The sequence below is a fragment of the Dermacoccus sp. PAMC28757 genome (assembly GCF_014302635.1).
In the GTDB taxonomy this organism is placed as follows: domain Bacteria; phylum Actinomycetota; class Actinomycetes; order Actinomycetales; family Dermatophilaceae; genus Dermacoccus; species Dermacoccus abyssi.
Genome location: NZ_CP060292.1, coordinates 2352824 through 2364618, shown reverse-complemented (window position 1 = coordinate 2364618; position 11795 = coordinate 2352824). Strand labels below are relative to the sequence as shown.

Sequence of the window (11795 nt, the reverse complement as noted above, 5' to 3'; positions counted from 1 at the left end):
GTACCGCGCACGGGTGACGGGTCAAGCGCACGTGCCTTCGCGTGGGCCGGTCATTCTCGTCGCGAACCACGTCGGCTTCATCGACGGGCCGCTGGGGTTCATCACGTCCCCGCGACCGGTGCACTTCCTCGTCAAGCGTGCGTACTTCGTCGGGCCGGTCGGTTGGCTCCTGCGCGGCGTCGGGCAGATCCCGATCACGCAGCGCAGCGCCGACCGTGAGGCGCTCACCAGCGCACGGGAGGTCCTGCGCGCAGGCGGGGTCGTCGGCGTGTTCCCCGAAGGAACGCGCGGCAGTGGCGGGGTGGCGAGCGCCCAGCAGGGAGCCGCGTTCCTTGCGCTGGGAACGAAGGCGGTCGTCGTTCCGGTTGCCTTGTCGGGAACGGCGGGTCGCTCGAAGGGTGCGTTGCCGCGCGTGCGTTCACGCCTGTCGGTGACGTTCGGCGAACCGTTCGACCTCGCAGGCGTGCCCGAGGTCGCTGCCGTCACCGGTCGCGAGCGTGTTGCCGTGGCCACCGAGGCGCTGCGTATGCGCCTCGCGGAGCACGTGCGCGCTGCCCGAATCTGACTTTTCGCCCAAGTGCGCGAGAATGGTGTCTGACGCCCGTTCGGCGTCATGGCGCGGCGCGACACGGATCAGACTCCGATCGACGAGCGAACCGCGCAGAACTTTCCGACATTCGAAGGTATGACGCGTGAGCGACGAGCAGAACTTCCCAGGCGACGAGTCCGTCGAGCAGGCCCTCCGGGTCGGGCTCGAGGACTTCGACCTCAGCGACGAGGACCGCGCCCTCCTCAGCGGCGAGGGCGGTGACGACGAGGGCTTCAGTGAGGCCGACCTGCGCCCTGTTGTTGCCGTCGTCGGACGCCCCAACGTCGGCAAGTCGACTCTCGTCAACCGCATCCTCGGCCGCCGTGAGGCCGTCGTCGAGGACGTTCCGGGTGTGACGCGTGACCGTGTGGCCTATGACGCAGAGTGGGTCGGGCGCCGCTTCACGCTCGTCGACACCGGCGGATGGGAGGTCGACGCCACGGGCATTCACCTGCGTGTCGCCGAGCAGGCCGAGGTGGCTGTCGAACTCGCCGACGCCGTGATGTTCGTCGTCGACGCCACCGTCGGTGCCACCGACACCGACGAGGCCGTCGTCAAGCTGCTGCGCCGCTCGAAGAAGCCGGTCGTGCTCGTGGCCAACAAGGTCGACGACAACCGCACCGAGGCGGACGCCGCGATGCTGTGGTCGCTCGGTCTCGGCGAGCCCTACCCGGTCTCGGCCCTTCACGGGCGCGGCACGGGTGACGCCCTCGACGCCATCATCAACGAGCTTCCGGACAAGTCGGCCGTCGCCGGCGCCTACCCGCGCGGCGGCCCCCGTCGCGTCGCGCTGCTCGGGCGCCCGAACGTCGGCAAGTCGTCGCTGCTCAACAAGCTCGCCGGCTCCGAGCGTGTCGTTGTCGACAACGTCGCGGGCACGACGCGTGACCCGGTCGACGAATACATCGAACTCGGTGACAAGACGTGGCGCTTCGTCGACACCGCCGGTATCCGCCGACGCGTTCACCAGACCCGCGGCGCCGACTTCTACGCGTCCCTGCGCACGCAGACGGCGTTGGAGAAGGCGGAGGTCGCCGTCGTCCTCATCGACGCGGAGCAGAGCATCGCCGAGCAGGACGTCCGTGTCGTCCAGCAGGTCATCGACGCAGGCCGCGCCCTCGTCGTCGCGTACAACAAGTGGGATCTGCTCGACGAGGAGCGCCGCTACTACCTGGAGAAGGAGATCGAGCGCGAGCTCGTGCAGGTGCCGTGGGCGCCGCGCGTCAACATCTCCGCCGCCACGGGGCGTCACACGGACCGTCTCGTCCCGGCGCTCGAGGTAGCTCTCGACTCGTGGGACCAGCGCATCCCGACGGGCCGTCTCAACGCGTTCCTCGGCGAGGTCGTGGCGGCCCACCCGCACCCGGTGCGTGGTGGTAAGCAGCCGCGCATCCTGTTCGCGACGCAGGCCTCGACGCGTCCGCCGCGCTTTGTCATCTTCGCGAGCGGCTTCATCGAGGCCGGCTACCGCCGCTTCATCGAGCGTCGCCTGCGCGAGGAGTTCGGTTTCGACGGCACGCCCATCGAGATCTCGGTGCGCGTGCGCGAGAAGCGCAAGCAGCGCTGATCCAGCTGTGGCCACGACCGGCCGCCGTCTCTGTTCGAGACGGCGGCCGTCGCCTATGGCGAGCCAGCACACACTCAAACGGGGTCGCCATGTTCAGCCGCTCGCACAAGGACCAGCCGTCGCAGGACGCCAACCAGACGGCCTCGGGTGTGCCGGATGTCCATCGGGAGGCGCAGGTGGTGCGTTTCGACCCGCCACGGGGGCTTCGTGCCCCCTACGTCGGAGCGCTGCTCGACGGCAAGCTCGGCACGCGCGGGGTGAGCGCCATGCTGATCGACCTGTCACTGCGCGGTTGGCTCGCCATCGAGCAGGAGGGTAAAGACTGGGCACTCGTCTCTGCGACGCAACTGCCGCCCCGCGGCGACACCGCGAGCCGCGCTGAGGAACTGCTCATGGATGCCCTCTTCCGGCCCGGCCTGACGCAGACGCCCGGTGACGCCGTGCCGCGTCAGTACGTGTCTCCGTCGCCGCTCAAGCACCGCCTCCAGGGGCATGTCGAGGAGGTGGCGACGGTGCTGGGCGACGAGATGGTGGCCCACGGCGTCGCAACCCGCAATCCGGCGTTCCGCGGGATGCTGGGGCGCCGGGGGTCATGGCTGAGCTCCGACGGCGAGCGTCTCAAGCGGGAGGCGGCGTCGTTCAAGCACTACCTCGCGAAGGTCGAAAGCAAGCAGCTCGCGAACGATCAGAGCGAGGGCTTCGTGGGCGGCTACCTCGCCTAGGCGGTGGCGTTCGAACTCGTCGGTGCGTGGTCCAAGGAACTCGACACCGCCCAGACGGGACGTCCGACGTCCGCGGCTGGGCAGATGCTCGCCGAGATGCACCGCAACCCGATGCTCGTCGGCATGGCTGCTGCGTCATCGGGCGGTTTCTCGCTTGACGATCTTGTATGTGCTCGCCGTGGCGCGAAACTACGGCGCGAAGTTTTCCGGAGATCGCTGAGCCGGTCTGCCAGAGGATCGGCGCGGTGGCTAGGCTGTGAGCGCCCCGCGAACGAAAGGTCATCGATGTTCGGTTGGAACCACGATTACGAGTACGTCGGCGTCACGCCCGGTCTCACTCCGGCTGACGGCACGGGGGAGGTCCGTCGCGTCAAGGGGCGCAAGGAGTGGGCCGGCGAGGCAGCCGTGCAGTTCGCGCCGCCCAAGGGCGTCAGCGCGGCTCTCGCGGGCACCGTGGTCGACGGCAAGGTGGACCCGCGTGACATCGGGGCCATGATGATCGATCTGTCCCTTCGCGGGTGGTTTCGCATCGACAAGCAGGATGACTCGTGGTTGTTCGTGCAGAACGAGTTCCCGCGCGACGACATCATCACGCAGGTGGAGGCCGACTTCCTCAACGCGCTTTTCCCGCCCGGCGTGAAGTACGTCGGGTTGGAGCAGATGAAGCGCCAGCTGCGGGGGCCACTGCGGCACATCACGGACTCGCTGTACCGCGAGACGGTGGAGCGCGGCTGGTACGAGCGTGACCCGCGCAGCAAGGGTTTCCTCGGCCTCGCGGGCCGTTCGCCGCGCACGGCCGACGGCACGGCTGTTCGCATCCAGACGCTCGGTTTCCGCAAGTACATCGCGACGGCGGAGGCCCGTCAGATCAAGTACGAAGAGGCAGCAGGGTTGTTCAGCCGCTACCTGCCGTACGCCATGATCTTCGGGCTGACAGAGCGCTGGGCGTCGGTGATCGGCGACGTCGCCAAGGCGGCCCAACTCGAGGGCTACGGCAACATCATGGGCGGCCTGGCATCCGACCCCTTCTTCTGGCTGTTCTTCGGTGACGACATTGCGTATCTCGGCATCGAGGCCATCGGCGGACTGGCTGATCTGCTCGGCGACGGTGCGGGCCTGTTCGACCTCGGCGACATGGCCGGCGGCCTCGGCGACGTATTCGGTTCCGTCGGTGACGCCATCGGCGACATCGCGGGGGACATCTTCGACTTCTGAGCCTCGCTGACCCCTGCGAGTGGGGCGCGCGTCACCCGATTGTGAGGCGCCCGCCACCGTGGTGTAAGGTTCATTTCGCCCTTCGGGGCTTGCGCTCTCGGGCGCAACGGGCTGTGGCGCAGTTTGGTAGCGCACTTGACTGGGGGTCAAGGGGTTTACCCCGCTCTAGTCGGCCCGAACAACTGAAAATCCATGCCACGGGCTGTGGCGCAGCTTGGTAGCGCACCTGACTGGGGGTCAGGGGGTCGCAGGTTCAAATCCTGTCAGCCCGACGTAAAAGCCCTGGTGAGAGTAGGTTTCTCACCGGGGCTTCTTCACGTCCGAGGGTGGTTCTCGGTGGTCCCCCTCTGGTCCCCTCGATGTCGCGCCGGGCGGGCGCCTGTGGACAGCGAGACCGCCTCGACCCGCTCCCCTGTGGAGAAGGGGACCAAAAGGGGACCAGAACGACTGCGAGGCTGCTCGCGCGGACGCGGGCGCACATCACAGGCCCCTGGCCGAGGGGACGCTGCGCCGGGCCTGCTTGCGCTGTCCGGCGGCGAAGGGGAAGGCGTTGGCCTGCTCGGCTGCTGAGGCGAGGTGGCGGTCGTCGGGGTGGAGATAGCCGCGAGTGGTCTCCATTGAGGCGTGTTCGACGATGTCTTGGATGACGTGCAAAGGGATGCCTGCGTCGGCTATCCAGGTTGCCCCGGTGTGACGGAGCCCGTGCCGGGTGAGGTCGGGCAGGCCCAGCTTCGCGACGATGCCGTCCCAGTTCATGGCGTCGCGGACGGTCGGGTAGTGAGGTAGCCGCCCTTCGGGCCGACCAGCAATGAGCCCTCCGGCTGCTTGTCGTCGGTAAGGCGTTCCAGCACGGACCGGAGCGGTTCCAGGATCGGCACGCGGCGTTCTTCGCGGCTCTTGGTCGGCTTGGTGACCAGGCCGCCCTTGCCGGGGAAGACTTGCAGGCGGATCACGACGAGGATCTTGCCGAAGTCCACGTCCCCGACCTGCAAACCGGACACCTCGGCTTCGATCCGGTGGGTGTGGCGGCGCAGCCGTAGCCATGCCCATAGGCCGTCGGTGACGAGGCCGGCGAGGAGCAGCCCGGCGACGATCCAGTAGACGACCGGGTTCAGGCCGTCCGCGTCGAGCGCCGGCCCGGGGTCTCCGGGGCGGAACAGGACTCCGACCCCGGAGGCGGGATTGCCGGCCGGCTGCGGTGTGCCGGTCAGGAACGCGGCCACCGATCCAGCGGCGCCCAGGATCAGCGCGACGCCGAACAGGACGACCAGCCCGATCATCGGCGCCGAGCTGCCCGCGCACGAGACGATCACCGCCGAGCAAGACCTCTGGGGCTCGATCGCCCAGCTCGCGGCCGAGTACGACACCATCGCCCAGGCCGCGCAGCACGATCGCAGGGCCACCCTCCTGCAAGCCTCCGGGCTCACCCCCGAGCAGATCGAAGACGTGCTCGCCTCCGACGCCTAGGGCGCGCTGTCGGCCGAGCTGTGCCACGCCGAAGCCAACCACCACGACCTCGACGCGCTGCTCCCGCGTCTGGTCGCCGCGCGGAGCCTGGACAACGCCGACGACATCGCCTCCGCCCTCCACGCCCGCGTCGCCCGCGCCACCGCCCGGCCCGCCGGATCAGGCCGCACCCGCAAACCCCCGAGACTGATCGCCGGACTGATCCCGCACGCCGGCGGGCAGATGGCAGACGACATGCGGCAAGCACTGGACGAGCGCCGCGAGCTGATCGCCGCCCGCGCCGACGCCGTGCTCCGGTCCGCTCTCACCGATGCGGAACCGTGGACGGCCGACCTCGGCAAGGCACCGAGGGGGGAGAAGCCGAAGGCGGCATGGTGGCGCCCTGCCCGCACCGTCGCCGCCTACCGCGACCGCTACGGCATCACCGACGACCGGACCCCGCTCGGCCCGTCGCCGGAGAGCACCAGCCAGAAGAGCGACGTCATCCGCGCCCGCGCCGCCCTCAACCGCGCGCAAGCCGCCACCATCGAGCCCACGAAGATCGAGCCCGCGCGGCAGAGCGCCGCGGCTCACCCCGCTCCGACCTTGTGAACGACGGCCGCCGCGAGACTGGCGGTCAGAGAGAGCGTTCGGGCGTTCCCTGTGACGGGTATCGGTGCCCGAACTTGAGCCCAGCCTCGGGCCCCTGGGTTCGGGTCGGCGTCGAGCAAGGCGATCACGTCGCTGGGCTGAGAGACGAGCGACGCGAGACCCTGCTTGATGAGTTCGTTCGGCCCGGCGCTCGCGACACTAGTGACCGGGCCGGGCACCGCGCCGACGCCTCGGCCGAGTTCGCGGGCGGCGATGACCGTGGTCATCGACCCGGATCCGGGACCGGCCTCAGGGCTCACGGTCGCACCCGAGAGCGCCGCCGGCAGGCGGTTGCGAGCCAAGAACCTGTGCCTGATCGGTGCTGTTCCGGGTGGCAGCTCGCTGACCAGCAGCCCGACATCCCCCGATCTGGTTCAACAGCTCGTGGTGCCCGGCCGGGTACGGGCGATCCAGCCCCCCGGCCAGGACCGCGATTGTCTGACCACTCGCGGCCAGCACGCTCTTGTGCGCGGCACCTTCGATCCCGTAGGCGCCGCCGGAGATGACGACCCGTTCCTCATCGGCAAGACCCGTCGCCAGCTCGCCCGCGACCTGCTCGCCATAGGAGGTCACAGCGCGAGCGCCCGTGATCGTGGCCCGATCGCTCAGCGCCGTCGTCAAGAACGAGACCGCGCCGCGCGTCCACAGCAGGTAGGGGGCACGCTCGCCCAAGTCGTTCAGCCCGGTGGGCCATTCCTTGTCGGCAGGGATGAGCGTGCCGAACCCTTCGGCCTGCGCTGCCTGATCCGGCAGGCCGGGCGTGATCCGCATAGCCAGCCGTTCGCGCCACATCACTACGTCGGCGCGTGCCAGGCCGGGCACCTCGTCTCCGGACTTGATCAGCCGCAGCGTCTCGATCCCGCCGTGACGGGTGAGGACGTACCCGGTGGTCGAGTCGTTCGGCTCGGCGATCATCGACAACGCGATCCGCGCCATCCGCTCACCCTGCACCTGCTCCGCCAGCGTCGCCATGATCGGTGTCCCCTCCGCTCCAAGGTCACCGACGAGGTACGCGCCCACCAGCAGATGGGGTTCCTTCTGTCACAGGACGGTCGTAGACTCCATATCGAGGCAGGTTCAGCAAACTACGCGGGTCCTTCGGGACGGCCCTCGCGGGCACTCGGTTCATAGCCGCCTCCACGACGGAACACCGTCGCGCTATGACGAGAAAAGAGGCCCGCAATGCTTCGTATGTCTGTGGCGCTCAGCGCACGAGGCTACGGCGTACTCCGCTACGCGCCCACCAACCGGCTGCTCGCCGGGGTCTACTTCTACGCCGCGGCGATCTGCACCACGATCATCAACGACGGCGGCCCCGGCTGGCTCTACCTGCTGGTCCTGCTGTTCGTATGGAATGCCCTCAAGTTCCTCTGGATCGGCCCCGTCAGCCTGCTCCTGCTGCTTAGGTCGAGGACTCGCGGGTGCAAGGGAGACTGTCTGTCGGTGGGGCCAGGTAGACTGGCGCCAGCGGAGTCTACCCTTCCGCGCGTGGGGAGCACGGGAGAGGTGGTGCAGTGGTCGGATCGCTGGCGTACACCGTCGACCACGGCGCAGTCTCCGCGACCGGTCACCTCCTTGAAGAATCGGATGTCGCCGACATCGCGCCTGGCGTGCAATCGATTTTGCGAGATGACACTGGCGTCCAAGAAGCACGCGAGGCACTCGCCGACCTGGCAAAGACCGACTTCGAGAACGAGCGTTTGGAGAGCATCCTCACTTCTCCTGACTCCTTCGATGAATGGCGAGTAGGGGAGGCGCTCGCCGAACACCATCTGGTCACGGAAGTCGGATGCGAGTTCCCCTGGCCGGATAGTCGATCGACGCGAAACCCCAACAGCAGCGGAGGGGGCGTGGACCTTATTGGATTCCACGTGAGCGATCGAGTGCGATTCGTCTTTGCCGAAGTGAAGACCAGTCATCAGCAGGCCTGGCCTCCTGGCTTGCTGACGAGCCGGAGCCACGGGCTTCATAGTCAGTTGTCCGGACTCAACGCGGGCGACGACCGTAGCAGGTGGGCAATTCGATACCTGACGATGAACTCTGTGGGCAAACCGTGGCTGGATAGTTTTCGTCGGGCGCTTGCAACCTACCTAGCGGACAGCCTGGATGTCGTCATTTACGGCGTTCTCATACATGCGAGCGAACCAAACCAGTCAGATCTTCGTGCCAGAGCTTCCAGTCTTGCCCAGTCCGTGAAAGAACCAACCAGCATGGCGCTCGTCGCGATCTACCTGACCGCCGAACTAATGGCTCAGGTCGCTGATGCTTCGGTCGTATTGGAGACCGCGGCATGACTATCTCCCGCGAAGCAATCAGCCGACTCAGGTCACACTGGGCGATCGAAGCCCTCGGCGCGGACCGGGTGAATGCGGCCCACGACGCGGCTGCCTCCATGTACGTCGACTCGAACCTTGGCCGCCAGCTTCACCGCGAAGGCACTCACGACGCCGCGACCGAGGCTCTCATTCAGGACGTCGCCTTCGCCTATGAGATTGTCGCCAGCGAAGGTATCGAGGCCCTTGCGCAGGTGTCGTTGCACTCGGGCACATCAGACGACGCGGTGGCGGAGGCCGCGGCCCACGAGGCGTTCGCTCTTCTTCGGGCGCTTCCGTTGAAGCTTGACTCGTTGGAGGCGCTGGTACATCAAGTCCTCCAGCTCGGCGCGCTCGCATACTGTTCAGACCGTTGGGCGGAGTACCGGGCCTGGATGCGCGAGCGCGAAGTCAACCCGGAACTCTTCCAATCCGATGGCTCATGGGACACACGCGTTCTAAGTGACCTCGGGCAGATTTGGACTCGGCTTCTTCGCAAAGACGGATGGCACGACCTGGAAGGCGTCGCAGAAACCGTGGCGCGGCTGCGTGCAGAGCAGCGGCAGAACGAGGAGCTTCTCTTCAGTGCACAATCGCGGCCCGAAGAAATGCAGGCAGCTGGGTGGCGCCTCGTGGCCTTGTACCACTGGGCCAGGCTCTCCGAGATGGTCGCCACCTACCTCATGCAAGGGGAGCCAGCGGACATCGCAACGCAACTTGACTTCCACTTCGACCGAGCGATTTCCGCGGCGCAGCAGTCTGCTGATCCAGCGTTCGTAGTGGTGCTCCAGTGGCAACGTGCGATGGCTCAACGCATGGTGGCGGGGGCACTGTGGTCTGTCACCCGAATCGGTCCCGAAATTCGGAGCATCGTCGAAACCGCGACCCGGCACCGATCCATGTTCGAGATGCTGCCTCCGCAGCGCATCGCGATTCAGGAGCAGGGGCTTCTGGACCCGGCGAGCGCGGCCGTCGTCGTCGATCTTCCGACGAGCGCGGGCAAGACCATCCTCGCCGAGTTCAAGATTGTTCAGGCGATTAGCCAGTTCAAGCAGGACAAGGGCTGGGTCGCGTATGTGGCGCCGACACGGGCGCTCGTCTCGCAGATCACTCGACGGCTAAGGCGTGACCTCGGGCCGAGCGGTGTTCGGGTTGAGGAGCTCACCTCCGCTGTGGAGATCGATGAAATCGAAGCGGGAATGCTCAACGAGTCTCCCTTTGACGTGTTGGTGGCAACTCCGGAGAAGCTCCACCTGGCAATACGCAATGCGGCGATCGATCGCCCACTCGCATTGCTGGTGTTAGATGAGGCGCACAACATTGAAGATTCCGACCGAGGTATTCGCATCGAGCTGTTGCTAGCCACGGTCAAACGAGACTGCACCCAGGCGAACTTCTTGTTGCTTATGCCTTATGTGCCGAATGGCGACGACCTTGCCCGATGGCTAGCGCCGCGCACTGGTAAGAGCATCAGTCTTGCAACAACACCTTGGCAGCCCAATGATCGGCTAATCGGTCTTGTCTCAGCAGTAGCTCCGGCCTCTGGGCGGGGTAGGGATTGGCGACTCTCTTTCGAACCCATGCTGACTAGCGGCTCATCGATGAACGTCTCAGGCCTTTACCAGATTGGTGAAGCTCCACAACTTGATCGCACATTCTCTAGTATCAAGAACAGTCTCAGTAAGATCGCTGGCGCATCGGCGCTAACCCTATCTGAGCGAGGGACTGCGATCGTGATATGCCCGACAATCCCGACGGTGTGGACAATCGCGGAGGAACTCTCAGGAGAGCTTCCAGAAGCGGACGATCCGGATATTGCTCTGGTGCAGCGCTACCTAGCAGCAGAAATCAGCGAGGACTACGCCCTCATCGGAATGCTCGCCCGGCGGGTCGGAGTACACCACGCGGGGCTCTCCGACGAAACCCGCGCACTGATGGAATGGCTCGCCGAGCAAGGGAAACTGCGGATTCTCGTGGCGACAACCGGACTCTCCCAGGGCCTGAACTTCCCGGTCTCATCCATCCTCCTCGCAAGCCGGAACTTGCCGAGCGGCCAGTTCAACCGCCCCATGACTGCTCGCGAGTTCTGGAACCTCGCGGGCAGAGCAGGCCGCGTAGACCAGGACAGCATCGGCGTTGTCGGTATCTCTAGCAAGGAAGGCGATAGAGAGCCGCTGGCACAGTTCTTGTCGGAACAAGCAGGAGCGCTTGTTTCCAGGCTCGTGGTTCTCCTGGACGAACTTGAAGATGCCGGTCGATTGCTGAATCTAGAACGATCGCTCTACAACGACCAATGGGCAGACTTCCGCAGTTACGTCGCGCACCTATTCGCTCAGAAGAAGAAACTAGATGCAGTCTTATCTGAGACAGAGCTGCTGCTGCGCAACACGTTCGGATACTCATCCCTGGCCGAGGCGAGCCCCGCTGAACGGCAAAAGGGACTGAGGCTGCTGGAGGCGACGCGGGCATACGCCGAGGAGCTTGCACAGAACGTCGAGACGACGACGCTTGCCGACAGCACGGGGTTTACTCCCGAGGGGATCCGTTCAGCGATGGGCGAGATGCGTCGGATGGACAAGTCGCTCGACGCGAGCGATTGGCAACCGGGCAGCCTGTTTGGCGATGTCACCTCTAGCGCTCTCCCTGACCTCATGCGGGTCATGCTTCAGCTACCGCAGATCAGAGAGAGTATCGATGAACTGAGTGGTGTCGGCGAGGGAATCGGCGACAGGGCCGCAAAGATCGCCGCTGATTGGGTGGCGGGCGTCTCCATCAAGTCCATCGCCGAACGATACTTTGGTGATGCATCAAGCCCAACGGCCGCGCTCACGGAAGCAACTAAGGCTATCTACCGGAACCTTGCGACTGCCGGTACGTGGGGTATTTCCGCCTTGTCAAAGCTGCCCACTAGCGGAATAGATTTCGAGAACGTGAGTGAGAGCGATTTGCGAAGCATCAATCTTTTAGGTGCCATGCTGTATCACGGTGTCAACACTGAGGCGGGCGTCGTCATGCGGATGAGTTCAGTCCCGAGAACGGCTGCGAACTCGCTCGGGGCAGAGTTTGCACGGAGCCATGACTCAGGCGCCCTTCGTCCCTCAGAGGCCCGAGAGTTCCTTTCGCAACTTTCCGACGCTGACTGGGGTCGGCACGTTCCAAGAGGGTCAGATTTGGCAGGAGCCGACCTGCGGGACCTATGGCAGGTGCTGTCAGGTAGTGCCGGTGGTCCCGGAACCAGGACCGCCGCCGCACAAGCAAGAGAAGCCCAATCGGGATCATAGCGATCGCCGCTC

General features: G+C 65.9%; 10 protein-coding genes, 2 tRNA genes and 1 pseudogene. 9 read left to right on the top strand and 4 right to left on the bottom strand.

Annotated features, from left to right (window positions below; all coding sequences use genetic code 11):
* Positions 1-13 precede the first annotated feature (13 nt).
* The 6 genes from H7F30_RS11275 to H7F30_RS11250 all read left to right on the top strand — a co-directional run bounded on the left by H7F30_RS11275 (position 14) and on the right by H7F30_RS11250 (position 4365).
* On the top strand, positions 14-565 hold the full coding sequence (locus H7F30_RS11275) for a 1-acyl-sn-glycerol-3-phosphate acyltransferase (protein ID WP_255464792.1): 552 nt from the start codon (positions 14-16) through the stop codon (positions 563-565).
* A gap of 127 nt (positions 566-692) precedes the next feature.
* Positions 693-2156 (top strand): ribosome biogenesis GTPase Der, encoded by a 1464-nt coding sequence (gene der / locus H7F30_RS11270; RefSeq protein WP_047311586.1) that lies wholly within the window; start codon positions 693-695, stop codon positions 2154-2156.
* A gap of 89 nt (positions 2157-2245) precedes the next feature.
* Positions 2246-2878: a DUF2207 domain-containing protein gene (locus H7F30_RS11265; protein ID WP_187035164.1), complete on the top strand. Its 633-nt coding sequence runs from the start codon at positions 2246-2248 to the stop codon at positions 2876-2878.
* Positions 2879-3163: 285 nt separating this feature from the next.
* Positions 3164-4093: a DUF2207 domain-containing protein gene (locus H7F30_RS11260; protein WP_187035162.1), complete on the top strand. Its 930-nt coding sequence runs from the start codon at positions 3164-3166 to the stop codon at positions 4091-4093.
* A 107-nt stretch (positions 4094-4200) separates the two neighbouring features.
* Positions 4201-4271 (top strand) — tRNA-Pro (locus H7F30_RS11255).
* Between the two features lie 20 nt (positions 4272-4291).
* Positions 4292-4365: transfer RNA gene (locus H7F30_RS11250), tRNA-Pro, on the top strand.
* A 208-nt stretch (positions 4366-4573) separates the two neighbouring features.
* Here H7F30_RS11250 and H7F30_RS14955 read toward each other — a convergent pair.
* Positions 4574-4849, bottom strand: a complete 276-nt coding sequence (locus tag H7F30_RS14955; RefSeq protein ID WP_255464791.1) for a tyrosine-type recombinase/integrase — start codon at positions 4847-4849, stop codon at positions 4574-4576.
* Positions 4846-5316, bottom strand: a complete 471-nt coding sequence (locus H7F30_RS15155; RefSeq protein WP_370562477.1) for a hypothetical protein — start codon at positions 5314-5316, stop codon at positions 4846-4848. Before H7F30_RS15155 ends, H7F30_RS14955 begins: the two co-directional genes overlap by 4 nt.
* Positions 5317-5371: 55 nt before the next feature.
* On the opposite strand from H7F30_RS15155, the pseudogene H7F30_RS11240 reads away from it, so the two are divergent.
* A pseudogene (locus H7F30_RS11240) lies at positions 5372-6151 on the top strand (conjugal transfer protein); the annotation flags it as partial.
* Here the strand turns inward: H7F30_RS11240 and H7F30_RS14945 are convergent.
* Together H7F30_RS14945 and H7F30_RS11235 are read right to left on the bottom strand one after the other, a co-directional pair.
* A complete protein-coding gene (locus H7F30_RS14945; protein ID WP_255464790.1) occupies positions 6130-6492 on the bottom strand; it encodes a DNA-processing protein DprA in 363 nt (120 codons plus the stop codon). The pseudogene H7F30_RS11240 and the gene H7F30_RS14945 sit on opposite strands and share 22 nt — an antisense overlap.
* Positions 6440-7162: a DNA-processing protein DprA gene (locus H7F30_RS11235; protein ID WP_255464789.1), complete on the bottom strand. Its 723-nt coding sequence runs from the start codon at positions 7160-7162 to the stop codon at positions 6440-6442. Before H7F30_RS11235 ends, H7F30_RS14945 begins: the two co-directional genes overlap by 53 nt.
* Before the next feature lie 542 nt (positions 7163-7704).
* Between H7F30_RS11235 and H7F30_RS11230 the strand changes: the two genes are divergently transcribed.
* Positions 7705-8484 (top strand): hypothetical protein, encoded by a 780-nt coding sequence (locus H7F30_RS11230; protein ID WP_187035160.1) that lies wholly within the window; start codon positions 7705-7707, stop codon positions 8482-8484.
* Positions 8481-11783, top strand: coding sequence for a DEAD/DEAH box helicase (locus H7F30_RS11225; protein WP_187035158.1), 3303 nt, complete (start codon positions 8481-8483; stop codon positions 11781-11783). Before H7F30_RS11230 ends, H7F30_RS11225 begins: the two co-directional genes overlap by 4 nt.
* The last annotated feature ends 12 nt before the right edge of the window (positions 11784-11795 follow it).